At 28.2% G+C, this 26,069-nt stretch carries 24 protein-coding genes and 1 riboswitch; of the genes, 4 read left to right on the top strand and 20 right to left on the bottom strand.

Annotated features, from left to right (window positions below; genetic code table 11):
• The 10 genes from ACTG44_RS18330 to ACTG44_RS18375 all read right to left on the bottom strand — a co-directional run bounded on the left by ACTG44_RS18330 (position 1) and on the right by ACTG44_RS18375 (position 8,954).
• A complete protein-coding gene (locus tag ACTG44_RS18330; RefSeq protein ID WP_021386207.1) occupies positions 1 to 366 on the bottom strand; it encodes a hypothetical protein in 366 nt (121 codons plus the stop codon).
• Between the two features lie 80 nt (positions 367 to 446).
• Entirely contained in the window at positions 447 to 1,484 is a 1,038-nt protein-coding gene (locus ACTG44_RS18335) for a YecA family protein (protein WP_021386268.1), read from the bottom strand.
• A gap of 252 nt (positions 1,485 to 1,736) precedes the next feature.
• Entirely contained in the window at positions 1,737 to 2,321 is a 585-nt protein-coding gene (locus tag ACTG44_RS18340; RefSeq protein WP_479920996.1) for a hypothetical protein, read from the bottom strand.
• Between the two features lie 14 nt (positions 2,322 to 2,335).
• Positions 2,336 to 2,779 carry a hypothetical protein gene (locus tag ACTG44_RS18345; RefSeq protein ID WP_479917629.1) on the bottom strand — a complete coding sequence of 148 codons (444 nt, stop codon included), beginning with the start codon at positions 2,777 to 2,779 and terminating at the stop codon, positions 2,336 to 2,338.
• Positions 2,780 to 3,502, bottom strand: a complete 723-nt coding sequence (locus ACTG44_RS18350) for a pilus assembly protein PilM (RefSeq protein ID WP_479919518.1) — start codon at positions 3,500 to 3,502, stop codon at positions 2,780 to 2,782.
• Between the two features lie 188 nt (positions 3,503 to 3,690).
• Positions 3,691 to 4,041, bottom strand: a complete 351-nt coding sequence (locus tag ACTG44_RS18355) for a type II secretion system protein (RefSeq protein WP_021386197.1) — start codon at positions 4,039 to 4,041, stop codon at positions 3,691 to 3,693.
• Positions 4,042 to 4,093: 52 nt separating this feature from the next.
• Positions 4,094 to 5,179, bottom strand: a complete 1,086-nt coding sequence (locus ACTG44_RS18360) for a type II secretion system F family protein (RefSeq protein WP_479920997.1) — start codon at positions 5,177 to 5,179, stop codon at positions 4,094 to 4,096.
• A 171-nt stretch (positions 5,180 to 5,350) separates the two neighbouring features.
• A complete protein-coding gene (locus tag ACTG44_RS18365) occupies positions 5,351 to 6,694 on the bottom strand; it encodes a GspE/PulE family protein (RefSeq protein ID WP_479920998.1) in 1,344 nt (447 codons plus the stop codon).
• Between the two features lie 28 nt (positions 6,695 to 6,722).
• Positions 6,723 to 7,403, bottom strand: a complete 681-nt coding sequence (locus ACTG44_RS18370) for a DUF881 domain-containing protein (protein ID WP_021386278.1) — start codon at positions 7,401 to 7,403, stop codon at positions 6,723 to 6,725.
• Positions 7,404 to 7,874: 471 nt separating this feature from the next.
• Positions 7,875 to 8,954, bottom strand: a complete 1,080-nt coding sequence (locus ACTG44_RS18375) for an ATPase (RefSeq protein ID WP_021386165.1) — start codon at positions 8,952 to 8,954, stop codon at positions 7,875 to 7,877.
• 287 nt (positions 8,955 to 9,241) lie between these two features.
• A riboswitch (FMN riboswitch) is annotated at positions 9,242 to 9,357 on the top strand.
• A 179-nt stretch (positions 9,358 to 9,536) separates the two neighbouring features.
• On the opposite strand from ACTG44_RS18375, the gene ACTG44_RS18380 reads away from it, so the two are divergent.
• Positions 9,537 to 10,907: an MFS transporter gene (locus ACTG44_RS18380; protein ID WP_479917634.1), complete on the top strand. Its 1,371-nt coding sequence runs from the start codon at positions 9,537 to 9,539 to the stop codon at positions 10,905 to 10,907.
• A 266-nt stretch (positions 10,908 to 11,173) separates the two neighbouring features.
• On the opposite strand, the gene yihA is transcribed toward ACTG44_RS18380, so the two are convergent.
• Positions 11,174 to 11,785, bottom strand: coding sequence for a ribosome biogenesis GTP-binding protein YihA/YsxC (yihA, locus tag ACTG44_RS18385; protein ID WP_021386255.1), 612 nt, complete (start codon positions 11,783 to 11,785; stop codon positions 11,174 to 11,176).
• Entirely contained in the window at positions 11,775 to 14,138 is a 2,364-nt protein-coding gene (gene lon, locus ACTG44_RS18390; protein ID WP_021386266.1) for an endopeptidase La, read from the bottom strand. The genes yihA and lon overlap by 11 nt, the downstream gene beginning before the upstream one ends.
• A 171-nt stretch (positions 14,139 to 14,309) precedes the next feature.
• Here lon and ACTG44_RS18395 point away from each other — a divergent pair, with 171 nt between their 5' ends.
• Together ACTG44_RS18395 and ACTG44_RS18400 are read left to right on the top strand one after the other, a co-directional pair.
• Entirely contained in the window at positions 14,310 to 14,822 is a 513-nt protein-coding gene (locus tag ACTG44_RS18395; protein ID WP_021386213.1) for a chromate transporter, read from the top strand.
• Entirely contained in the window at positions 14,810 to 15,337 is a 528-nt protein-coding gene (locus ACTG44_RS18400) for a chromate transporter (RefSeq protein WP_021386259.1), read from the top strand. The genes ACTG44_RS18395 and ACTG44_RS18400 overlap by 13 nt, the downstream gene beginning before the upstream one ends.
• Before the next feature lie 70 nt (positions 15,338 to 15,407).
• Here ACTG44_RS18400 and clpX read toward each other — a convergent pair whose 3' ends face one another.
• From clpX to ACTG44_RS18440, 8 genes are all read right to left on the bottom strand, one after another.
• Positions 15,408 to 16,658: an ATP-dependent Clp protease ATP-binding subunit ClpX gene (gene clpX / locus ACTG44_RS18405; RefSeq protein WP_021386241.1), complete on the bottom strand. Its 1,251-nt coding sequence runs from the start codon at positions 16,656 to 16,658 to the stop codon at positions 15,408 to 15,410.
• A gap of 18 nt (positions 16,659 to 16,676) precedes the next feature.
• Positions 16,677 to 17,261 carry an ATP-dependent Clp endopeptidase proteolytic subunit ClpP gene (clpP, locus tag ACTG44_RS18410; protein ID WP_021386274.1) on the bottom strand — a complete coding sequence of 195 codons (585 nt, stop codon included), beginning with the start codon at positions 17,259 to 17,261 and terminating at the stop codon, positions 16,677 to 16,679.
• 149 nt (positions 17,262 to 17,410) lie between these two features.
• Positions 17,411 to 18,697, bottom strand: a complete 1,287-nt coding sequence (tig, locus tag ACTG44_RS18415) for a trigger factor (RefSeq protein WP_021386237.1) — start codon at positions 18,695 to 18,697, stop codon at positions 17,411 to 17,413.
• A 193-nt stretch (positions 18,698 to 18,890) separates the two neighbouring features.
• Positions 18,891 to 19,361, bottom strand: a complete 471-nt coding sequence (locus ACTG44_RS18420; protein WP_021386218.1) for a metallophosphoesterase family protein — start codon at positions 19,359 to 19,361, stop codon at positions 18,891 to 18,893.
• Positions 19,361 to 20,710: a ribonuclease PH gene (rph, locus tag ACTG44_RS18425; protein WP_021386200.1), complete on the bottom strand. Its 1,350-nt coding sequence runs from the start codon at positions 20,708 to 20,710 to the stop codon at positions 19,361 to 19,363. The genes ACTG44_RS18420 and rph overlap by 1 nt, the downstream gene beginning before the upstream one ends.
• A gap of 158 nt (positions 20,711 to 20,868) precedes the next feature.
• The gene (ligA, locus tag ACTG44_RS18430; RefSeq protein WP_479920999.1) at positions 20,869 to 22,893 is read right to left on the bottom strand and encodes an NAD-dependent DNA ligase LigA; all 2,025 of its coding nucleotides are present in this window, start codon (positions 22,891 to 22,893) and stop codon (positions 20,869 to 20,871) included.
• 181 nt (positions 22,894 to 23,074) lie between these two features.
• A complete protein-coding gene (locus tag ACTG44_RS18435) occupies positions 23,075 to 24,013 on the bottom strand; it encodes a phosphoglycerate dehydrogenase (protein WP_021386235.1) in 939 nt (312 codons plus the stop codon).
• A gap of 100 nt (positions 24,014 to 24,113) precedes the next feature.
• A complete protein-coding gene (locus tag ACTG44_RS18440; RefSeq protein ID WP_479917636.1) occupies positions 24,114 to 24,536 on the bottom strand; it encodes a DUF3783 domain-containing protein in 423 nt (140 codons plus the stop codon).
• 192 nt (positions 24,537 to 24,728) lie between these two features.
• On the opposite strand from ACTG44_RS18440, the gene ACTG44_RS18445 reads away from it, so the two are divergent.
• Positions 24,729 to 26,012 (top strand): conjugated bile salt MFS transporter, encoded by a 1,284-nt coding sequence (locus ACTG44_RS18445; protein WP_479919524.1) that lies wholly within the window; start codon positions 24,729 to 24,731, stop codon positions 26,010 to 26,012.
• Positions 26,013 to 26,069 lie beyond the last annotated feature (57 nt).

The raw sequence follows: 26,069 nt of genomic DNA on the forward strand, positions 1-26,069 counted from the left end.
TTATCCTCTTTTAGTTATAAGACCTCTTATAACTTTCATGTTATTAAATACCTTTTCTAAGAAGTTTTCTGCTTCTTCATTATCTAAAAGATTTATTTCAAGGTTTTCATTTTCTATAATACCTTTAGATTTACAGTATTCTTTTGCTATTTCTATTAGTTCATTTTTTTTATCCATAGATAAATCGAACTCTTTATAGTCTATTATTATATATTGTTTGGTATCAGGTGATACACCATTATTATATCCTATTTCTATATGATAAATAACCGCATATATTTCTTCTCCATTGTACACAGGTACTGCTGGATTAGATTTTATAAAGTTCGTTGACACAGCAATTGCATTTCCTAAACTAAGACTCATTATTAATACCTCTTTCTCAACATTATACATATATTATACTATATATTCTTTATCTATGACTTAAAGCTTTTCATAATTAATTAAGATATTTTTAAATCTTTATATCTTTTTCCTAACGTACTGGAACTTATATCGTATTTTTTTGATATTTGTACTTGAGTTATAGGTTGTCCTGCTTCTTTCTTAACATAATATTCAACAGCAGCTGCCCAACCATTTTCAGCTCCTTTTATATTTTCATGTTTTTTCTTATACTCATTCCAAAACTCTATACAGGCATCTATATTTTCTTTTTCTACATTTTCTTTAAGAGTATCTAAAACTTTGCACTCTACTTCAGCTAATTCATTTTCTGAATTAACTTTTGTTTTCTTCTTATCTCTTTCTCTCTTTAAGTATTCAGCTATACTTGGGTCTAAAAGCTGTTGTATATACTTGTATAGTATATGTGTATGATAGATTAAGAAAGTCTTCATATCTTTGTATAAGTCTTGATATTGATTAAATAAATTCATAACATCTTTTAAAATTATGTCTTTAACTTCATTTGATATACTTATAGTTACATCTATCAGTATGTTAGTTCCTTCAATATCAATAATTCTAGCTATCATACAACTTCCGCTTTTAAAACTTCTTAGAAGTTTTACATCTTCTGTGTAAAGTTCATTCCCACTTAGACAATCTTTTAATACTATTTTTCCAGAAGAAACTTCTTTTACTTCATAAATACTTACATATGATTCAAACAAACTTTTTAATATTGATACTTCCGATTGGCTTAAGTTTGCACCATTTTCTTCAAGAAACCCAACAGTCATGACCTTTTTATTTTCCATTATGTGGTCTTGTATTAAATAAGTATTAAAAAATCTTTCAAATTTTTCATTTACACTATCATTTTGCATTATATAAAACATTTCTTTAGCTTTTTCACATTCGTCTTTGAATCTGTCCTGTCTTGAATAATCATATAACTTTGAATATAAATCTGTATATTGTTTTTGTGAAAGTTCAGTTTTTCTGCATGCTCTTTCTGAAACAATATCTTTATTTAAACAACATTTCTTGTATTTTTTGCCACTTCCACAAGGGCATAGCTCATTTCTCCCTAACAATATGACTTCCACTCCCTTATTATTAAATTAAAGTACAATTTGTTATTATACCATTTTTTTATTAATCAATCTATAGTATAAGTAAATATTCTCTTAAATTTACTTATATTTTGGTATAATATATTAACTTTAATTAGGATTTCGATAAAATCACTAACAATCCCTCTTGTAGAAATGAATTATCGTAAAACTAATTCCTCTATAAAATTTTATTAATTGATAATAGTTTTTTACTTTATCTATTCTTTTTTGTTATGTGACTCTAATTGTCATTTTACATTCAACAATATTGTCTTTTCCTCGTTTATCTCCATTAGAAATATTTTGGACGTCTAAATTACTCGTTTTTAATTTGTTAATTTCTACTTTTTCAAGTTTATTACTTAACTTCAAATTCTTCATTAAACCTTCAAGTTTCAATACATTTTCAAGTTCACCATTGACTTTTATTTCTAAATTAACTTGTTTTTTATTGCTATTATCCAAACCACTCTCTTGATTAATATATTCTATGTTCACTATGTCTCTCAGTTCGTTTTCTACTAATAATACTATATCTTTATTTGTTTTTTTATCTAAAAATGAATTATTAAAATTACTTTTCAATTCTTCATTTCCATTTAATTCAACATTTTCTATATATTTATCATCTTTATAATTATTGTCCTTTATTTGATAATTATCTTGCTTATTTATTTTATTTATTAAATTTTGTTTTTCTTTCTTCAAACTAGTTAAGTTTTTTTCTAGTGGACTTAATACTATATTAGTTGCTAATATAATAATTAATATGAACAATATTTTAAGTAGATTTTTTTCTCTATTATTTAATCTCAAAAATAATCACCCATCTAACTTTTTATTTTAAATTTGTAATATTCTCCATCTCTTACAATGCTATCTATATGATAATATTTTATGTACTTTATTTTTCTTAGATTATTTAAAACATCTAAATCATTACATACTCCTTCCACTTCCAGTTTATTTTTATCTATGGATATTCTAGTAATATTATTTATTCCAACTGTCTCATATATTTTTTTTATTTCATTAAATTTTATTTTAGAGAATTGCTCTCTATTCTCTTCAGTCATTGGTATAGCCTGTTTTGATTCTTTTATTGACGTATTTTGACTTATGTAATTTTTAAGTTCGCTTATAGAGTTTAAATATATAAACGATTTGAATATAACACACATTAAAATTAAGACTATTATTAGTTTATATACTTTATTAGATGATTTAGTTTCTTTTAATCCATTGAGAAAATTTATAGTTTTACAAGGCTTCATTTAAATAATCATTCCTATACTGCTTATATAATTTATACTGCTACCTTCTAAATCTCTATCATAATTATTTTCTACTTTTACTTTATCTTTTAATTTCAATGGACTTATTTCAATATACCTATCTGTATCTTTAAAGTATTCTTCAACAAAATAATTTTCTATTCCATAGTAATAAATGCACTTAAAACTACTTAATAGCTTCTTTACTGATTCATAAGATTTTATTTCTTTTGATAGTAAGTATGTTTCTTCTATTTTTTTATCTCTTGTTAGATTTATAATAAACTGATTTTTTTTACACTCTATAAATACTCCTTCTTCTAAAAAATCTTCTATCAAGTCTAAGTTTATGAGTTTTTGTAGTATATCAAAATTTATATTTATAGCCTTTGGGTTTAAGTTTAGATTTTCTGAAATGCTCTTAATTAATTTAATAATACTTTTTGGAAAAAGAATCACTTGTATATTCAATTTATCATGGCTAGAATTTATAACTTTGTATTTTATTGAATAGTTATTTATATTTATCGGAATGTATTGTGTTATTTCAAATTCAATCATATTTAATATGTCTCTTTTTTTCTTAGTATCTATAACTTCAATATTCCTAATAACTATATCTTGAATTTGAATATTAAAGTATACATTTTTATATGATATTTTTGATTTAGCTATCTCCTCTTTTACAAGTCTAACTACATCTTCTATGTATCTAATCCTCACAACCTCATTACTATCATTTTTTATATTAAAGTTAATCTCTTTTGTAACTGACTTATCTATAAAAATTTTTTTATGATTTTTTCTTAAAAATACAATCCTTATATAATCATCATTTATCTCTAAGTTTAAAATTTTTTTAATTATAATCCTCTCCTTTAATTAAACTCTAAAATATATAGATATAAATACTACTTTGGATAGAATTGTTTAGAATTTATATTTACACTTATATCTGTACCACTATCATTTATAACAAGTTCAAATTTACCTGATGTACTTTGAGGAACTGGAACAGTATTTAAATATCCTTTTTCCTTTAAAGACTCTACACTTAGAGATTCTGCTATATTTTCATCATCATTAATAGCCATACTAGCTGCGGTTACTATATTTGCAGCATTTGTATAATCTGCATTTAGCTTAGCACTTTCTTGAACCTTGCTGTATTTAACTAATGCTATACTAGATATAACACCTAAAATTGTTACTACTACAATCATTTCAACGAGTGTAAATCCTTTTCGTTTTTTATTTATCAATTAAATATTCTCTCCTTTTAAAAGTTTTCTCTAATAAAATTTATTTTTTATCCTAAAAACTAGTAACTGCATTGAACATTGGAATAACCATCGCCAAAATAAAAATTCCAATAATTAATCCCATAAAAATAATTAAAATAGGTTCTATAAATTTCATTATTTGTTCTATTTTATTATTTAATTCACTTTCATAAAATTTATTTATTACATCTAAACTTTTATCTAATTTTCCACTTTCTTCTCCTGTGTTTGCCATTGAAATAAATAATTTAGGAAAAATATTTGCTAGATTTAAGGACTTACCTATACCATTTCCCTTTTTTATATAATTATTAGAAATCTTTAGTCTTTCACAAATAAATTCATTATCTACAACACTTGCTGACATTTCTATAGCGTCCACAATTTGTATTCCACTACTAATTAAGATAGACAATGCTCTAGAAAATCTAGTTGTAGCTACCAACTGATTAATCCTTCTTATAAAAGGCACCTTAAATTTCAGAGAATTAATCAATCTTTTTATTTTATCATTTGTTATAAAAAAGTAAATAGTTACTATTAAAAATAATATAAAACTGAGCATCAGAAAACCTAGATTATTTGTAACTATTGTAGATATTACTATTAAGGCTCTAGTTATTAAAGGTGGTTCAATTCCATTGCTTGTAAAAACCACCTGAAAATTAGGTATTACAAATACTAATATAAATATCATTGATACGATAGATAATATTATAAGTATTATTGGATAGATTGAAATATTTATTATTTTCATTTTTAATTTGTGTTCTTTATCATAATAATTAGATAAATCATTCATTATTACATCTAGGTTTCCACTAGTTTCTCCTGCTCTTATCATGCTTATAAAAAATTTAGAAAATGTACCTGTTATCTGAAATGATTCTGCTATTGAGTTACCTTTTTGGATGTGATTTGATACTATGTTAAGCAAATTTTTTACCTTTTTACTAGACTGCCCCTCAATGACTTCAAATATCTTCGTAATCTCACATCCAGATTCTAGTAATATACCTATCTCTTTGCAAATTACTCTAACTTCTTTATCACTAATTCTATTTAATACTAAATAAAGCTTTTCTAAATTATAAAATATACTTTTAGATAATCTCATGTACTATAATTCCTTCCAAATTATATTAATTATAATTAAATAAACTTAATATTTTCTAATTTAATACATTTAACTTTTTCTCACTTAAGTATAATTTATACTCAAATACTTTAATTAAAGTAAATTAAATGAAGTCTAACTATTTAAATGAAAGTTAACTATACAATTAAATTAAATCATTTCATTTACTACTAAACATTCTTCTAATGTAGTAATTTTCTCATTTATTAATCTTTTACAACTATCTTCAAATGTTATCATTCCATTTTTTTGTGCAACATCTTTTATAGTACTAGAATCATCCATATTTCTTATACATGTCTTTATATCATCATTGACTTCTAATATTTCATAAATTGCCGTCCTTCCAAAATACCCTTTGTCATTACATCTCTCACAACCTACAGCTACTTTAGTATTTACATCTCCACTAAAATTATCTTTTATCATAATCTCATGACTGCAATGATTACAAACTTTTCTAACCAATTTTTGAGAGATAACACCTATAAGAGATGCATTCAAAAGATATGGTGGTATTTGCATTTCTAATAACCTAGCTATAGAAGACACTGCATCATTAGTGTGTAAAGTACTTATAACTAAATGACCTGTTATAGCTGCTCTTACTGCTATTTTAGCTGTTTCTGCATCTCTTATTTCTCCAACCATTATTATATCTGGGTCTTGTCTTAATATCGCTCTAAGACCCACATCAAAACTTAATCCTACTTTTGAATTCACTTGAATCTGACTTATACCATCCATCTTATACTCTACTGGATTTTCTATGGTCATTATATTTTTATTTATGCCTTTTAAATCATTTAATAAGGAATATACTGTTGTAGTTTTTCCGCTACCTGTAGGGCCTGTAACTAATAATATCCCTGCTCTTTTATTTATTATATTATTTATAGATTTTATTGCTTCGTCTGAAAATCCAAGTTCTATCTTATCTTTTAAGAAAGTATCTCTATTAAGTATTCTTAAAACAATTTTTTCACCATAGACAGTTGGTATTGATGAAACCCTAATATCAATTAAGTTCCCACCTAACTTTACATCCACTCTACCATCTTGAGGAAGTCTTTTTTCCGTTATATCCATTGAGGCCTTTAATTTTACGACAGTAGATAATGATGGATATATATCAATTAAAAACTTTGATACTTCCTTTAGTTCTCCATCTACCCTCATTCTCACTATTAAATGCTCTTTAAATGGTTCTATATGTATATCACTTGCATTTTCTTTCATAGCCTTTTCTAAAAGATTTTCAAATAGTTTTTTTGCATAATCCTCATCAAGTTCAAAGTTATTGTAATATTTATCAATTTTCTCACTTATAAGTTCTTTTTTCTCTTTTTTCAATATAATTTCTTTCCCTGTAGCTAATCTTAAATCCTGTAGAGCGTATATATCTTCATCTTCTATTTCTACTACTAAATTATCATCTTGAAATTCTACTGGAAATACATTATATTTTTTTGCAAGTTTTTCTGGTATTAACATTGGCAAACTGCTTTCCTCTAATATAATCTTAATCACCCTTTATATACTTTAATTTATTAGGTATATTCATTTTTTTCATAGAGATATTTTCTTCAGCTTTTATACTTACTTTCATTGGATAAGTAGTTTGTATACTATCTAGATATTTACTGCCTTTATCTACATAATTAGATAGTTTATCTTTATCCCCAATGCATTTTATTTCATAAGGTTGTGCTACAGGAACTCCATTTATATTTATGTGGCTTCCTGCAAGTACAACTTCTGAATACTGATTGATTCTTTGACCATTTATTTCTATGTATTTTCCTCCATTTACTTTTAATTCATTTATGACTTTTACAAGTATTTTATTATAGTCTATACTATTGGCTATATTCCCTGTTTTTTCATCTATAGCGTCTATACTTAATATTATTCCGCTACCTTTCACATCTGAATATGATAGGCTATCTCTAAGAGTTTCTATTTCTGAGATTTTTTCAGAATTTTTTTGATTTTTTTTCATTGAATTAATTGCTTCATCTAATTTATCTTTTTCTTTTGTTAATTCCTTTATAGACTTTCTTGTCAATTTTATTTCTTTTCTTATTGACTTATCTTTACTTGTATAAACTGTTTGTTCATTACTATAATCTCTAAATATGGTTCCAACAAGTATACCTAAAATAGTACTTGATAGTATTATAAACACATATTGTTTTTTCATACTGTATTGCTCCTTACAAATTTATTTTTATATGATAAGTTTATTTAATTAACCATTTAACATTTACATATGTTTATTATATCAAAGTTATATATTAAAATTCATCTTTAGTATATAATATCATACATTGAACTCCTATCACTAAATTACTAATACCAAGTATATATCCCTAAATCTTATTTACAAAATACGAGAACTTTCAATAAACATTTTTTTGTATTATTATAAAAGCATAACTTTGAAAAGGATATTCCATTATCACACGTTAACTCAAACTAAAGATATTATAGCTAAGTAAGATATTTTTTGTAAAATTATTTCTAGAATATTAATTTTTTATATAAAAATCTCTATTAATTAATAATTATTTCTTAATTGTATCAAAAACGGCAAACTGGCATAGCTTCAAAGCTACGCCAGTTTACTAAAAATCATATTTTATAATTAATATCTAATTTAATATATATGTTCTTATACATTTTTCTCATATTTTAAAATTCTTTTAACTAGTTTGTCTCTTAACTTTCCAACTTCATCGAATCTCATGTTAGGAATATAGTAACTTTCTATAATATCATGCTTAGACTTAGCTCTCTTAAGATTTAACACTGCCCAACAAATTAAATCATCCAAAACTTTTTCATCAAATTTAATGTCTTCTTCATATTTAAGTAATTTTTCCCTATTTAAAAATTGATTTAAATTAATTGTCTCCTCTTCTTTAAAAGTTGTGCTTATAGTTATACCTATATCTAAGTCAGTTAATAATACAGTCTCAATTTTCTCAGGAATAAGTGGATAATGATAAACTTCTACATTTAAACCTTTTTCAATAGCTTTTTTATACACTTTATTTAATAATGTAGTTTTCCCAGTTCCTATTTCTCCATCTAAATAATACACCTTATTTACATCTTTTAAAATGTTTTCTGTATAATCTAAACATCCTACAGGAGTTATGGCTGAACCAAATAAATGTTTTGCTTTTTTTAAATTACCTGTGCTCTCAACTCTATCAAACAATTTTTTAATAAGTTCTTCTGTAACTAGATTCACTTTACCATAATCCATACAGTCAGAATACTTTTCCTCTATATCTCTAAAGATTGGTTCTGATGCTTTTAAAAACTTAAATGCTCTTTTAAATGCATTACTAATATCTTTATCGTATCCTGATATTTCTTGTCTGTTTTTTTCTAACTCTTCTGTATTCCAGTAATCACCTAAATTAATTATCTCGTCCAAAGCTCCTGGTAGCTTTGGGTCCATAGTGTGTGGAGCAGTTGCATCCATAAGTACCACGCCTAATTCCTTTATAACTACACCGTCCAATGAACTTGGGTCAGAAGGACAGTTATATAATTCGATATCATATCCTCTATTTAAAAATTCTTTATAAATTTTTTTCATAAGTGAGGATTTTCCTACTCCAGGTCCACCTTTTAAACAAAAAACTCTTTTTACATTTTCAGGAATTATATATTCAAAAAAAGAATATGAGCCTTGTGATGTGTTCCCACCTGGAAATGCCTTCTTTACCTTTCCTTCCATATTAGCGCCTCCTCATAATTTACAATATCTCTTAATTAAGATATTAATATTATACGAGTTTTGTTACAGCTTTATGCTTTTGATAAATCTAAAACTTATCATTCAATACCAATAACAAATTAATTTTATCTAATTATAGTAGATTTCCATACTATGTGATTTAACTTTTATATACTTTTATGTATGAATATAATTTCACTCTTTATACAGTAATATAGTTGTGTATTGTTTAAATCCAATTGTTTCCGTTGTAATTTTATGTTAAAATAATATTACAAAATACATCTGTTTTTCTTCAGAAACGGGTGAAATTCCCTATCGGCGGTAAAAGCCCGCGAGCCTTATGGCATAATTTGGTCAGATTCCAAAGCCGACAGTAAAATCTGGATGGTAGAAGAAAATAGTATATGAGTACCTTTATGTAATTTTGCATGAGTAATCTATACAACTCCTTCAACTACCGTATTTATTCATGAAATTAAACACATTCGAGGTACCTAAGATGTAGGTGCTTTTTTGTTGTTTATTTTATAACCATTCTGTACTTATAAAATCTATTATATAAAAGATTGGAGTGTTATCATGAAACAAAAATGGATAGTATTAATTATCATCTGTATTGGTGTATTTATGTCTACTCTTGATGGAAGTATACTAAATATCGCAAATCCTACAATCGCTACTGACTTTAAAATTAACATGTCACAAATTCAGTGGGTTGTAACAGCTTATATGCTTGTCGTAACAGCTACTATGTTATTTTTTGGAAAACTCGGTGATAAAGTAGGCTCAAATCGACTATACACGTTAGGATTTTTTGTATTCACAATAGGTTCTTTTCTGTGTAGTATATCACACAATTTATCAACATTAATTTCCTCAAGAATATTTCAAGCAGTTGGAGCAAGTATTTTAATGGCAACTGGACTTGGCATAGTTTCTAATGCATTTCCAGCAAATGAAAAAGGAAAGGCTATAGGAATCACTGGAGCTGTAGTTGGTATAGGAAATATGAGTGGTCCCGTAATTGGAGGGATACTTTTAGAACATTTCGGATGGCCTTCTATTTTTATTATCAATATACCTATTGGCATTGTAGCAGTCTTTCTTGGAATTAAATTTCTTCCTAGACCTGTTTTAGATGAACAAAATAATAGCTTTGATATTCCAGGTCTTCTACTATTTGCAACTTGTACTACACTTATATTACTTGCGATGAATGGAAAGGGAGATACAAGATTGTATCTAGGAATAGCATCACTTATAATATTCTTACTGTTGGCATTAAGAGAAGTAAAATTTGAACAAAGTTTTATTGACTTACCTCTATTTAAAAATAGAAATTTCACTGTAGGTAACATTATCGGAATAGCTTGTTATTTTCCTCAAATGGCAGTGTCTTTCCTACTTCCGTTTTATTTAGAGCAATTAAAAAATTTATCTCCTATGATGGCTGGTTCTGTAATGACTGTACATCCACTTATTATGGTACTTATAGCTCCTATTGCAGGTTCTCTTTCTGATAAACATGGTGCAAAGAATATTTTAACAGCATCTTTTTCATTTATGACTATTTCCCTTGTTGGAATGGCACTTTTAAAGGCAGATTCACCATTGTTCCTTCTAATTGCATGTTTAGTTATTTTTGGACTTGGACTAGGTGCTTTTAGTTCACCAAACAATAGTAGTATCCTTGCAGATGTCCCTCCACAAAAACAGGGATATGGAGGTAGCTTTCTTGCAACTGTTCGTAATTTATCATTTGCTCTTGGAACAGCATTTTTTAGTAGTTTCTTTGCACAAAGCCTTACATATAATCAAAATTTTAAAAGCCATACATCAGCTTATGTCACAGCTAGTAATCAATCTTATTGGATTGCAGCAGCAGTATGCTTTATAGGACTTATACTAACTATTTTCTTTATGAGAAAAACAGATAAATCTATTTCTTAAATAAAATTTATTGGTTATTTCATTAGTGAATAAATTTTTAAATATACTAATCTACATTAATTTATAGTAGTTTTGCTAAGTTTTATAATTTTTAACAATAAATTGCTAATATTTATTGCTTATAAACAACAAGGATGCCAAAAAATGACCATTAAAACCATTTTGAGGCATCCTATATTTTATTTTGATATTAATACAATTAAAACTAATCTAATCTTATATAGATTATCTAAACAAGTATTATGCCAACATTTGATATTTTAAATTTAATCTACTGTTATCTCATATCCATGTTGATTGTATTGATTTACAATTTCTTCCCATAGTTCTTCAACACCAGTCTTTTTTAATGAAGAAACAGGAATTACTTTTTCACTACTTTCCAGTTGTAATTTTTTTCTTATTATACTTATATGTTTTTGATATTGCCCTCTAGATATTTTATCTGCCTTAGTTGCAATAACTACACAGTTGTATCCAAAGTGTTTTATCCATTCATACATAAGCTTATCATCTGCTGTAGGCTCATGTCTAATATCTACAAGTAGAAGTATAGAACATAATTCTTGTCTACTTTCTAGATATCTTTCCATTATACCTCCCCATTTTTCTTTTTCAGACTTAGCTATCTTTGCATATCCATAGCCCGGAAGGTCCACAAAATAAAACTCATTATTTATTAGGTAAAAGTTTATAGTTCTAGTTTTTCCTGGTGTTTGACTAGTTCTAGCAAAGTTTCTTCTATTAAGCAATGTATTTATTATTGATGATTTTCCAACATTTGACCTACCAGCTAATGCTATCTCTGGAATTCCTTCTGCCGGATACTGTGATTTATTCACAGCACTCATAGTTATCTCTGAACTTCTAATTTTCATTCTTCTCACCACTCTTTAATAAAGCTTGTTCCAATACTTCATCCATGTGTTCTACGAGTACAAACTCCATTTTTTCTTTTACATTTTCTGGTATTTCATCTAAGTCAGCTTCACATTCTTTAGGAATTAAGACTTTTGTTATGCCAGCTCTGTGAGCTGCTAATAATTTTTCTTTAACTCCTCCTACTGCTAGGACTCTACCTCTTAAAGTTATCTCTCCTGTCATAGCTATATTGCCTGGAACAGGTCTTTTAGTAAGTGCTGAAATCACTGCAAGAGCCATAGTTATACCAGCTGATGGCCCATCTTTTGGAACAGCACCTTCTGGAATGTGTATATGGATATCATTTGTCTTATAAAAGTCTGGGTCTATATCAAACTTGTCCACTATTGACCTTATATAAGAGATACCTGTCTTAGCAGATTCCTTCATAACATCCCCTAGTTTTCCAGTTAATACAATTTCTCCTTTACCTTTAAGTACATTTACTTCTACTTCAAGTGTAACTCCACCAACTGCTGTCCATGCAAGACCATTTACTAGTCCTATTTGAGGATTAACTTCTGCAAGTTGATACTTAAAGATGTCCTTTCCAAGATATGTCTCCAAATCAGACTTATTTACAACAACTTCTTCAAGAGTTGGGTCTTCAACATATTTTTTTGCAACTTTTCTACAAATTTTACCAATAGTTCTCTCTAGTGTTCTCACACCAGCTTCTCTTGTATAATGATTTATTATGCTTCTTAAAGTCTCATCATCCATTTTTATGAAGTTTTCTTTTAAAGCATGTTCTTTAATTTGTTTTGGAAGTAAGTATTTTTTTGCTATATTTAGTTTTTCTTCTTCTATATATCCAGATACTTCTATTACTTCCATTCTATCTAATAATGGTCTTGGTATATTACCTAAACTGTTTGCTGTTGTAACAAATAGTATTTTTGATAAATCAAAAGGTATTTCTAAGTAGTGGTCTACAAAATCCTTATTTTGCTCTGGGTCTAATACTTCTAGCATTGCTGAAGCTGGGTCACCTTTATAATCTGCTGCCATTTTATCTATCTCATCAAATAAAAATACAGGATTTTTTGTTTGTGCTTCTTTTACTCCATTGATTATTCTTCCTGGAATTGAACCTACATACGTTCTTCTATGACCTCTTATTTCTGCTTCATCTCTAACTCCACCTAAAGATATTCTTACAAACTTTCTATTCAATGCTCTAGCTATTGATTTTACTATAGATGTCTTTCCTGTTCCTGGAGGACCAACTAAACATATTATAGGACCTTTAAGTGATTTAGCAAGTGTTCTTATAGCTAGGTATTCTAATATTCTTTCTTTTACTTTCTCTAAGCCATAATGGTCTTCATCTAATATAGCATTTGCCTTATTTATATCCAGTTTATCTTTTGTCTCTTTATTCCATGGCAATGAAAAGATAGTATCCAAGTAGTTTCTACTTACAGATACATCTGGAGACATTGAAGATATCTTTGAAAATTTATCTATTTCTTTTTCTATCTTTTCCTTAGTTGTTTTAGGTGCTTTTATTTTCTTAAGCTTTTCTCTATATTCATCAGCTTCAGAATTTATATCTTCTTCTTCACCTAATTCTTTTTGTATTGCTTTTAATTGTTCTCTAAGATAATATTCTTTTTGAACTTTATTCATCTGTTTTTTAACTCTTAAAGTTATCTTTTTTTCTATTTTTAATATATCTATCTCTTCTAATAATATAGAATATATAAGTTCAAGTCTTTTCTTAATATCAAATTCTTCTAATATTTCTTGTTTTTGACTTGACTTTAGATATATATTTGCAGCTATTGTATCTATAAATCTATCGACATCTTCTATATCAGCCAAAGATATTAATATTTCTGGTGATACTCTGTTTCCAATATTTATATACTCTTCAAAGGCATCAAATACATTTCTTACAAATGCTTCAATTTCAACTTCTGTCTCACTATCTAGATTATCACTATCAAAAACTATTTCTTCTATTACTGCTTTGAAGTACCCTTCTTCTTGTTCTATTTGCTTTACTCTACCTCTTGATACACCTTCAACTAAAACACGAACTGTATCTCCTGGTAATTTTATCATTTGTTTAACTTTACAGATTGTTCCTACATGATAAAAATCATCTTCTCCTGGCTCATCGACTTCAGCTTCTTTTTGAGATGTTAAAAATATAAGTTCTTCCTCCATCATAGCTTGGTCTAAAGCCTTAAGAGATATCTCTCTTCCTATGTCAAAATTTAATATCATATATGGAAATATTGCTAATCCTCTTAGAGGAATTAATGGTAATTCATGATCTATTTTAGTATAATTTTGTTCCATCAACATTACTCCTTTTCTAGTCTAATTATTTTGCTTTTAATATTATATATTCGAATAGGTTAACTTTCAACATTAATGATAAATTCTTAGCATATTATATTATTATTTTATTATGATATAATATTAATATTAGTATACTTAGATGTTATTTATCTTTTGGAGGTTTCTATTATGTTGAAATTGTTTTTAACCTTTTTAAAAATCGGTGCGTTTACATTTGGTGGTGGATACGCTATGGTTCCTCTTATACAAGATGAACTTGTAAACAAACAAAAACTTTTAGAGCAGGAAGAATTTATTGATTTTCTATCCATAGCTCAAAGTTACCCTGGAGTGCTGGCAGTTAATATATCTGTATTATTAGGATATAAACTTTATGGTATACCAGGAGTTCTTATATGTACCTTAGGCTCTGCTTTACCATCATTTTGTATAGTCTTAGTTTTATCATATCTATATTTTAAAAATTCATCATCTAAAATTTTAGATGGATTTTTCAAGGGAGTTGCCCCTGTTGTAATAGCTCTTATATTGTATTCTTTTACGAGCATGTTTAAGAAACTGCCAAAGTCTAGAACTAACATACTACTATTAATTATAGCAGTTTTATCTGTTGGTGTATTCAATATAAGCCCTATTTATTTAATAATTGGAGGAGGTGTATATAGTCTATGTCAGAAATAACACTACTCTTCTTAATATTCCTTAAAATAGGAGCCTTTAGTTTTGGTGGTGGGTATGCTATGCTACCATTTATTCAACAAGAATTTATATCTAAATACCACCTAATAACTAATCAAGAATTCTTAGATTTACTTGCTATATCACAATCTACACCAGGTCCTGTAGCAATAAATAGTGCTACATTCGTAGGATTTAAGACTGCAGGTTTCTTTGGTTCTCTATCTGCAACTATTGGTGTAACGATTTTTGCGTTAATAGGTCTAACTATTATATCAAAGTTATTTTCTAAGTTCAAAAACAATAAAAAAGTAGAAAACTTATTGATGGTTCTTAGACCAATTACTTTGGGATTCATATTATCAGCAGCTTTTTCATCTGCCAAAGAGGTTAATTGGGACTTATATGGAATAATTGCATTTATAGCTTCATTTTATCTTTTATATAAAGGAAAAATTGGTTCTATTGCAATTGTATTCGTCTTTGGTATTCTAGGTATATTACTCTCATTTTTATAATGTAATATCTAGTTTTATATTAAGCATATTAACATAAAAAAAGGAGCCTTTAAAGCTCCTTTTCATCATCTTATGCACTTTCCTCTTGATCCTTAAGTACTATGATAGGATTTACTGAGTCTTCGTTCACAGATTTCTCTGTTACTATAACCTTCTTTATATTATCTCTAGATGGTACTTCAAACATAGTCTCCATCATTACGCTTTCAACTATACTTCTAAGCCCTCTAGCTCCTGTATTTCTTTCTATAGCCTTTTTAGCTATTGCACGAAGCGCACCATCTTCAAATTCTAGCTCAACATCATCCAACTCTAATAGTTTTTTATATTGTTTTACTAGAGCATTTTTAGGTTCTTGTAATATCTGCATTAATGCATCTTCATCCAGCAATTCTAAAGTAGCTAAAACTGGTATTCTTCCTATAAATTCAGGTATTATACCATATTTTAATAAATCCTCTGGAAGTACTTTTTCATATAACTTCCCTAAATCTAATTCTTTTTTACTTTCTATCTTAGCTCCAAAACCTAGTGTTTTATCTCCACCACGTTTTTGGATTATTTTTTCTAATCCATCAAAAGCTCCTCCTAATATAAATAATACATTAGTAGTATCTATCTTTAGGAATTCTTGATGAGGATGTTTTCTTCCGCCTTGTGGTGGAACATTTGCAACAGTACCTTCTAATATTTTTAGAAGGGCTTGTTGAACACCTTCACCACTTACATCTCTAGTTATAGATGGATTTTCAGATTTTCTTGCAATCTTATCTATCTCATCTATATATATTATACCTCTTTCAGCTTTTTCTATATCAAAATCAGCAGCTTGAATAAGTTTTAGAAGTATATTTTCAACATCTTCTCCAACATATCCAGCTTCAGTCAATGATGTAGCATCAGCCATTGCAAAAGGTACATTAAGAGTTCTTGCTAGAGTTTGAGCAAGTAATGTTTTTCCAGAACCAGTAGGTCCTAATAAAAGTATATTACTCTTTTGAATTTCTATATCCTTGTTACTAGATTTTTTACTGTATATTCTCTTGTAATGATTATAAACTGCAACGGATAAAGCTTTTTTAGCTTTTTCTTGACCTATTACATAATCATTTAGAATTTCCATCATTTCCTTTGGCTTTGGTAATGATGTAGTATCTTCATCTATAGTATCTTCTATCTCTTCTTGAATAATTTCGTCACAAAGTTCAACACACTCGTCACAAATGTATACATTTGGACCTGCAATTAATCTTCTTACTTGATCTTGATTTTTACCGCAGAATGAACACTTTAATTGTCGTTTTTCTTCATATTTAGACATATTAACACCTCTCTCTATCTACGGTCTCTTTGTAAATACTTCATCTATTAAACCATATTCTTTGGCTTCTATTGCACTCATGAAGTTATCACGTTCAGTATCCATTTTTATTTTCTCTAATGGCTGACCAGTTCTTTCAGATAATATCTCATTTAGAGTTTCTTTTATTTTTAAAATTCTTTTTGCATGAATTTCTATATCTGTTGCTTGACCTTGAGCTCCACCTAATGGCTGATGTATCATTATTTCACTATTTGGTAGTGCTAGTCTTTTTCCTTTTGCTCCTGCTGCCAACAAGAATGCTCCCATAGAAGCAGCCATACCTATACATATAGTGCTTACATCTGGTTTGATGTATTGCATAGTATCATATATAGCCATTCCAGAAGTTATACTTCCTCCTGGAGAATTTATATATAAATGTATATCTTTGTCTGGGTCTTCAGCTTCTAAAAATAATAGCTGTGCTACTATAAGCCCTGCTGTGGCATCGTTAACTTGATCTCCTAAGAAGATTATTCTGTCTTTTAATAGTCTAGAAAAAATATCATATGATCTTTCTCCTCTTCCTGTTTGTTCAACAACTACAGGTACTAATGCCATGGTTTCATACCCCCTTTATTCTATATAATTTACAGTAGCTTTTTTTGAGCTACTGTAAATTATTATACGCATTTAACTAAATTATATTTGCACATCATTATATACTAAACATTCTATAACGTCAACTATATTAGTTAGCGTTTATTTTATTAAGCTATTGTTGCATTCTCAACTAATAAATCTATTGTTTTTCTTATCTTTATTTGTCCTTTTATATCTTCTTTATCAGCATCTCTTAAAGAAGCTTCTATTTTGTCTATTTCCATATTGTAAGCAGAAGCCATTTTTTCTAACTCAGCTTTAAATTCTTCTTCTGTTGATTCAATTCCTTCAGCTTTAGTTATTGCTTCCAATACTAGAGAAGATTTAACTAATTTTTTAGCATCTTCTTTTCTCTCTTCTCTTAATTCTTCCATAGTTCTACCAGTCATCTCTAATAATTGTTGTAATCCAAATCCTTGATATTGTAATTGATAGTTAAGTTCGTTTAACATATTATCTATTTGATGTTGTACCATAACTTCTGGTATTTCTATTTCTGTATTTTCAGCAACTTTTTCTACTACTGAATTTCTAGTTTCTGCATCTGCTCTATTTTTAGCTTCTTCTTCTAATTTAGCTCTTACATCTGCTTTTAATTCATCTAAAGTATCGAATTCACTAGTATCTTTAGCAAATTCATCATCTAATGCAGATAATTCTTTTACTTTTACATCATTTATTTTCACATTAAATACAACTGGTTTTCCAGCTAAATCTTGTGAGTGGTATTCTTCTGGGAAAGTAACATTAACTTCTACTTCTTCACCAGCTTTTTTACCTACTAATTGTTCTTCAAATCCTGGTATAAATGTGTTTGAACCTATAACTAAGTTATAATTTTCACCTTTACCACCTTCGAAAGCTACACCATTCTCAAATCCTTCAAAGTCTATTATAGCTGTGTCTCCATCTTCTAAAGCTTTATCTTCTACACTTACTAATCTAGCATTTTTTTCAACCATTTCTTGTAGTTTAGCTTCAACATTTTCGTCACTTACAGTATTCTCAACCTTAGCTATTTCTATACCCTTGTAGTTTCCTAATTCAAACTCTGGTTTAACTTCTACATTAAGAACCATAACTAATCCATTATCTTTGCTTATTTCTTCTATATCTAAATCTGGATTGTCTATTGGGTCTATATCTAATTCCTTGATAGCTTCTGGATAAACTTCTGGGAATAATATTTCTATAGCATCATTATAGAATATGCCTTTTCCGTATTGAGTCTCTATAACAATTCTTGGAGCTTTACCTTTTCTAAATCCAGGTATATTATATTTATTTCTGCTTTTATTATAAGCCTTATTTACTGCTGCTTCAAATTTATTGTTATCTACTGTTATTTTTAAAGTAACTTTATTACCCTCTTTTTTAATTAGTTCTGCTTTCATCCTTCTAATCCTCCTAGTGATATTTATGTAATACCCGATAATGGTATCATAATTCATTCTATTTATAATTCAACCACTTAATTATATCACATAAGTTTTTTTATTTACAAGTGTTCCATTAATATCGTTGTACTTATTTGATAAAATTTAATTTTTTGAGCGTTTTTTGCCGTTTTTTTGGATAAACACACCTTTATATGCGTATTTCTTCAATATTTATGTCATCACCTTCTATGTCCATAATAACAAAACTTTTATACGATACTCCTCTTGGAAGTGAAGTACTTCCAGGATTTATGTAAAGCACATCATCTTTAACTTCTCTAAACGGAGTATGGGTATGACCAAATATAACTATATCAGCTCCAACTTCAGTTGCCTTGTTTTCTAACATCTGTGTTCCATATTTTACACCATACTTATCTCCATGACATAAAAATATAGTCTTATTTGCCACTTCAAAGACAACTTCTTCCTCAACAGCATCAAAATCACAATTACCTTTAACTGCAATAATTCCCACATTAGTCATACTATGAATATATCTTGAGTCTGTAAAGTTGTCTCCTGCATGAATTATTAGGTCACATTCTTTCAAATATGGTATTGTTTTTTCCATATTTTTAATCATCATATGTGTGTCACTTACTATGCCTATCTTCATTACTTCACTACCCTTTTCATAAACTCTTGTTTCATAAGTTTTAGTGCATTTGCTCTGTGGCTGATTGAATTTTTTATAACACTAGGTATTTCACCAAAAGTTTTATTATATCCTTTTACTATAAATAAGCTATCATATCCAAAGCCATTTTTACCCTTTTCTTCAAAACCTATTATTCCTTCACAGATTCCTCTTACTACAAATTCTTTTCCATCTGGGAAAACTACTGCAATTGCAGAAACGAATCTTGCATTTCTTTTACTAATTGGTACATTTTGCATAGCTTTTAATAGCTTTTCTCTATTTTCTTCATCTGTTGCATGTTCTCCTGCATATCTAGCTGAATAAACACCAGGTTTTTTTCCTAAAGCATCTACTTCTAGACCTGAATCGTCTGATATGGCTATAAGTTTAGTTTTTTTAGCTATTGTTCTAGCTTTTATTAAGGCATTATGCTCAAATGTTTTTCCATCCTCAACTATCTCTATACCTGCTAGGTCAACATCTTTTAAAGAATATACTTTATATTCAAAGTCTTTTAAGATTTCGCCTATTTCTTCTAACTTATGAGCATTATTAGTAGCAATTACTACTTCATTACCGTACTCCATACCTAATATCTCATCTGCTATTTCACCTAAAGCTTCTCTTTGAAACCTTATTAATTCTTTATTCCCTTTTTCTCCTAACTCTAACAATAAATTTAAATCTTTTCTTGAAAAAGGCTTCTCTTCTCCAGTCCCCTGTACTTCTACAAACTCACACTTATCAGTCATTATTATATTCATATCTACCTGTGCTTTAGAATCTTCTTCATAACATAAATCTATCATATGTGTTTCATTTACTATACCAACACTAATTGCTGATACAAAGTTTGTTATTGGCATTTCTTTTATTGTCTTTGCTTTATATAATTTATATATTGCTTCTGCAACTGCTACAAATGCTCCTGTTATAGACGCTGTTCTAGTTCCACCATCAGCTTGTATAACATCACAATCTACCCATATAGTTCTTTCACCTAATTTATTCAAATCTACAACAGACCTTATTGCTCTTCCTATTAGTCTCTGTATCTCTTGTGTTCTTCCGTCGATTTTCCCCCTAGATGCATCCCTTATCTTTCTTTGTTGTGTTGCTCTTGGCAACATAGAGTATTCAGCATTTATCCACCCAGTACCACTATTTCTTAAAAAGGGAGGTACTTTATCTTCTACTGATGCAGTACATATAACCTTTGTCTCTCCCATTTCTATAAGAACAGAACCTTCTGCATACTTTGTATAATTTCTGCTTATCTTTACAGGTCTTATCTGGTCATTACTTCTATCATAACTTCTGGTCATTTTTTATATCCTTTCTTATATTTTTTATATTTTATAAAATTATTTTTATAATTTTTAGTTTCGTCAAATATTAATTTTTGTCTTTTTCACAGTCTTATTAGCTTACTGAACTATTCTATCATTAATTATAGTAGTTTTCTAGTAAATTAAACGACTTTTTAGCCCTCTAATATAGCTTTTACTTCATCTTTCGATAATAAATTCAATAATTCTAAAAACATCTCTTCGTCTATAACTTTAATACCTAAATCATTTGCTTTAGTAAGTTTAGAACCAGCTTCCTCTCCTGCCAAAACAAATGTTGTCGATTTACTTACACTAGATGTAGCTTTTCCACCTCTTTTTTCTATCATTTCTTTTGCATCATTCCTTTTTAATGTAGGAAGTGTCCCAGTCAAGACTATTTTCATTCCCTCAAATATTTTTTCTACCTTTTCTCCTGTACTGTCTGATGATTTTGTATTTACTCCTACACTTTTCAACTTGTTTATAACATTTATATTTTTCTCTTCCTTAAAAAACTCGACAACGCTGTTTGCCATTATACTTCCGAATTCCTCTAATTCTTCCAGTTGCTCACTTGTTGCAGAAATTACATCATCTAAGTCGTTAAAGTTAGATGCAAGTATCTTAGCTGCTTTAACTCCTATAAATTTAATACCTAATCCATTTATAAGTCTCCATAAATCATTTTCTTTTGATTTTTCAATTGAATTAATTAAATTATCAGCAGACTTTTCACCCATTCTTTCTAGGTCTACTACATCTTCCTTTTTTATATAATATAAATCAGATACATCTTGAATTATTTTTTCATTTAATAACAACGTAATTATAGATTCTCCTAAGCCATCTATATTCATTGCATCTCTTGATACAAAGTGTATAATTCCCCTTCTTATTTGTGCTGGACAAGACATATTTATACACTTTACAGCAGCCTCTCCTTCTAGTCTTACCGTTGGCTCTGAACATACAGGGCATTTTTCTGGCATCTTAAAATCAATTTCATCTCCAGTACGTTCTTCATTTATAACTTCTAAAACTTGAGGTATTATATCTCCTGCTTTTTGAACTAATACTGTATCATTTATCTTTATGTCTTTTTCTCTTATATAATCTTCGTTGTGAAGTGTAGCTCTACTCACAGTAGTACCTGCAAGTCTAACTGGTTCAAGTATTGCTGAAGGTGTTATTGTACCAGTTCTACCAACTTCCACTATTATATCTATTATTTTAGTTTTTTTCTTTTCTGCTGGAAACTTATATGCAATTGCCCATCTAGGGCTTTTTGCTGTATATCCCATTTCTTCTCTCTGTTTTATATCGTTTACTTTTATTACCATACCATCTATCTCATATTCCAAATTGCCTCTATTTTCCGTCCAGTACTCAATATGTTCAATAACTTCATCTATGCTTTTACAAACTTTATAACTCTGACTTACTGAAAATCCTAGTTTTTCTAAATACTCTAGTGATTCACTGTGACTTTTTAAATCGTACGCTTCTATATTTTCCATATTAAATATAAATATATCTAATGGTCTCTTTGCAGTTAATTTTGGGTCTAATTGTCTTAATGAGCCTGCTGCAAGATTTCTTGGATTAGCAAATAATGGCTGTTCTTGTTCTTCTTGTTGATCATTTACTTTTCTAAAATTATCTTTTGATATATATACTTCTCCTCTAACTATCAGTTCTTTTTTGTCGTTTATTTTAAGAGGTATACTTTTTACTGTCATTAAATTATGAGAAATATCTTCTCCTACAATTCCATCTCCTCTAGTTGCTCCTTTTTCGAACTCTCCATTATTATAAGTAAGACCTACAGAAAGACCATCTATTTTAAACTCAACAACATATTCAACATTATCTCCTACATATTCTTGAACCCTCTTGTCAAAATCTCTTAAGTCTTGTTCTGAGAAAGCATTCGATAGACTTAACATAGGAGTTTTATGTACAATTTGATTGAATTTGTCTAATGGCTTACCTCCTACCCTATTTGTTGGGGAATCAATTCTCTTTAGCTCTGGATTTTCTTCTTCTAAAGAAATTAACTCCTTCATTAATTTATCATATTCATAGTCTGATATTTCTGGGCTATCTTGATTATAATACCTTTCATTATGGTAGTTTATTTTTTCTATAAGTTTATTAATTTCATCTTTAACACTCACTTTTTGCACCTCTTTATATTTTTTAAATTATTTTTAAATTTCCTTATAATTGATTATTTCCTATTTATACATTTTTTAGTATATCACTTTTTTGACTTTAAATTTATTACAAAAAAAACTCTTATTAGTATCTCTAAAAATACCAATAAGAGTTTTTTATTTTCACTAGAATTTTTTATGTTTAATAGCCTCTTGATATATCTACAACATTATCTATAGGTTTATTCTCCATTATATAGTGTTTCAAATTATTATAAACCATATTAAATGTTCTTTCCTTATTCTTATCAGATACCCAAGAATTGTGAGGAGTTACTATGACATTTTCGCACTCCCATAACTTATTATCTTGACTTAAAGGTTCACTTTCAAATACATCTAATGCTACCCCTCTAAATTTTTCTACACATTCTTCTAAATCTTTCTGGTTAACTGTATTTCCTCTACCAACATTGATAAATACTGAACCTTCTTTCATAAGCTTAAACATGTCCTTGTTTACTATTCCATCTGTACTTTTTGTGGAAGGCATTGCTACAACAACTATGTCACACTCTTCAAATACAACATTCATATTGTCAGTAGCAAAACATTTATCAAAGTATTTTTTACTACTTCCATCAGTATTTACACCCCATATTTCTAGACCAAAAGCCTTTAACCTTTTAGCTGCTTCTGATGATATAGTACCTGTTCCAAGAAATCCAACTCTTTGACCATATAATTCTGATACGGAAAAATCCATCTTCCATTCTTTGTTTTGTTGCTGTTTAAAAAACTTTGCACTATTTTTATAGATTTCTAAAATATACATGACTATGCTTTCACCAATAGGTATACTATATCCACCTCTATTATTAGCTATCTTAATATCTCTCTTTAATACTTCTTCTCTTGGAAGTTGGTCTATACCTACACTAGTTGTTTGTATATATTTTAAATTTTCCATTTTAGAAATATCTAGTCTATTAAAAGGATTATATGTAACTAGTACATCTGCAGTGTTTACATCTTCATTATTTTCAATACTATCTTCAGAGTAATGTATAACATCATATCCTAATTCACTTATTTTATCAAACTTTTCTTTTCCATAGTTTATTGTAAATAAAACTTTCATCTTAATCTCCTTCATCCACTCACATTAAAATTTTTATATACTACAGTATAATATGATACTTAATGTATATTAGTTAAACTCACTAGAAGATGTTTCAAAATTATTTATGTTCAATTGTTTTTCCTAAAGCCATAGCATTACGTTCTTGAACTAAATTTTCTATTAAATTATTTAATGTCCAATCAATAGATGTTTCAGTTACAATAGCTGTAAAAGGTCTACTTATTCTCACTTTTTTTAATCCTTCTAAAAATGCATTTACTTGTGTACTTGGTGTGTTATTGAATATCACTGATTTACTCTTAATTCCATTTTCACATTCATTTGATATATTCCCATCCAAAATATCTCTTATTACATTTTCTCCATTTTTATCACTTAAAATTATGTGGTCTCTTATTCCAGCAAAATTACTAACATTTTTAATTAGTGATAATTCTTTTTTATTAAAATTTACAAACATGATACACTTTCTATTGTGTATTTTATCTAGATTATTATTATTTATCTTTTCAAATGACATTTCATCCATCCTTTCATTTATCTATCTATATATGTTAATTTACCCCATCCGTTTAAAATAATCAATTTTTATAGAGAATTTTTATATTAATACCCAAAATTATATTTAAATAATTATACTATCCAAAAGTAATCTATAAAACTAGAATAATTAGATTAGTATTTACAAATCCTAATCTAAAGGAGAGATACAATGAATACACTACTAAACAATAAATTTAGCATTAAAAATTTTTCAAATGCTTGGGTTATAGTAATTGGTTGTATGTTGATGCAAGCTGTTCCATTTAGTATTGTAGCAAGTATACAGCCTCAGTTTATAAGTTACGTTGTAGAAGGAGAAGGCTTTAGTTTAGCGTCTTTTTCTCTAATATTCACTATTGGTACTATAGCTTCAGCAATTGCATCACCTTTTATAGGTACATTATTTTCTAAGGTCAATATTAAGATACTATATTTATTAGGTTGTTTAATTTCTAGCATTGCATTTGCTGCTTTTTCTATATGTACTGAATTATGGCAGTTTTACACTGTATCATGTATTGTGCAAATTGGTGCTACAATTATATCTTCCATAGGGATACCAGTTTTAATAAGTGCTTGGTTTGATGAAGAAAGTAAAGGAAAAGCTCTTGGTTTTGCTTTTGCAGGTGGCTCTATTGGGAGCATATTTTTACAACCAATTGCAGTTCGCTTATTAGCTTCTCAAGGATATAGTCGTTCCTATCTAATATTTGGAATTGTAGCATTAATAGTTGGTATACCTGTAATATTATTCATACTTAGAATGCCTAAGGACATTAGTGAAAAAGTGAAATCCAAAGGTAAAAAAGAGAAAGTATCTAGTACAGTTTCTCCTTCAGTATGGGGTTATACATTAAAAGAAGCTAAAAAAATTAAGTATTTTTGGATTATGACAATTGGATTTATATTTGTTGGTATATATGTTTCATCACTATCTGTGCAATATCCAACTTATCTTAGAAACTATCTAAATCCAATTCTAGTAGGAATAGTAGGCTCCACCTTTGCTTTATTTGCTCTCATTGGTAATTTAATTGGAGGATTATTATTTGACAAATTTGGTCAGATAAAACCGCTTATTATATCTTTTATATTGGTATTTATAGCTACTTTATCACTACTACTTGTAGACAAATATTCTAACTTTGCATTTGTATTTGCTGCCTTGAAAGGACTTTCTGTATTTGCTTATATGATTGGTCCTGCTTATTTAACTGGTGCTTTCTTTGGTCAAAAGGAGTTTGGTAGTATATATGGAATCGTACAATTAATTTTTGCAGTGGGATTTGCGTTAGGTTCAACATTATTTGGATTATTGGTTGATAACTTTGGATATAGATTTTCTTGGTCTATTATAATTTTATCAGTTATAATTGCCTATACTTTACTTATTATAACTTCTATAGGAATGAAAAAAATGAATGAGGAAAGGCTCGATAAACTAATGCAATAATTGATTTTTAGATATATAAATATTATATAAAAAAGATGGAGCTTTTAATACCAAATA

This window comes from Clostridioides sp. LIBA-2809 (assembly GCF_056688965.1).

Coding starts and splice junctions, on each gene's coding strand:
- ACTG44_RS18400 (WP_021386259.1), top strand. CDS start 14,810: ATGTCAGAAATAACACTACTCTTCTTAATATTCCTTAAAATAGGAGCC.
- ACTG44_RS18330 (WP_021386207.1), bottom strand. CDS start 366: ATGAGTCTTAGTTTAGGAAATGCAATTGCTGTGTCAACGAACTTTATA.
- ACTG44_RS18440 (WP_479917636.1), bottom strand. CDS start 24,536: ATGTCATTTGAAAAGATAAATAATAATAATCTAGATAAAATACACAAT.
- ACTG44_RS18380 (WP_479917634.1), top strand. CDS start 9,537: ATGAAACAAAAATGGATAGTATTAATTATCATCTGTATTGGTGTATTT.
- ACTG44_RS18370 (WP_021386278.1), bottom strand. CDS start 7,403: ATGAAAAAACAATATGTGTTTATAATACTATCAAGTACTATTTTAGGT.
- clpP (WP_021386274.1), bottom strand. CDS start 17,261: ATGGCATTAGTACCTGTAGTTGTTGAACAAACAGGAAGAGGAGAAAGA.
- ACTG44_RS18420 (WP_021386218.1), bottom strand. CDS start 19,361: ATGAAGATAGGCATAGTAAGTGACACACATATGATGATTAAAAATATG.
- yihA (WP_021386255.1), bottom strand. CDS start 11,785: ATGAAAATTAGAAGTTCAGAGATAACTATGAGTGCTGTGAATAAATCA.
- ACTG44_RS18365 (WP_479920998.1), bottom strand. CDS start 6,694: ATGTTAATACCAGAAAAACTTGCAAAAAAATATAATGTATTTCCAGTA.
- lon (WP_021386266.1), bottom strand. CDS start 14,138: ATGGAACAAAATTATACTAAAATAGATCATGAATTACCATTAATTCCT.
- rph (WP_021386200.1), bottom strand. CDS start 20,710: ATGACCAGAAGTTATGATAGAAGTAATGACCAGATAAGACCTGTAAAG.
- ACTG44_RS18435 (WP_021386235.1), bottom strand. CDS start 24,013: ATGAAAGTTTTATTTACAATAAACTATGGAAAAGAAAAGTTTGATAAA.
- tig (WP_021386237.1), bottom strand. CDS start 18,697: ATGAAAGCAGAACTAATTAAAAAAGAGGGTAATAAAGTTACTTTAAAA.
- clpX (WP_021386241.1), bottom strand. CDS start 16,658: ATGTCTAAATATGAAGAAAAACGACAATTAAAGTGTTCATTCTGCGGT.
- ACTG44_RS18360 (WP_479920997.1), bottom strand. CDS start 5,179: ATGAGATTATCTAAAAGTATATTTTATAATTTAGAAAAGCTTTATTTA.
- ACTG44_RS18345 (WP_479917629.1), bottom strand. CDS start 2,779: ATGAAGCCTTGTAAAACTATAAATTTTCTCAATGGATTAAAAGAAACT.
- ACTG44_RS18445 (WP_479919524.1), top strand. CDS start 24,729: ATGAATACACTACTAAACAATAAATTTAGCATTAAAAATTTTTCAAAT.
- ACTG44_RS18375 (WP_021386165.1), bottom strand. CDS start 8,954: ATGGAAGGAAAGGTAAAGAAGGCATTTCCAGGTGGGAACACATCACAA.
- ACTG44_RS18395 (WP_021386213.1), top strand. CDS start 14,310: ATGTTGAAATTGTTTTTAACCTTTTTAAAAATCGGTGCGTTTACATTT.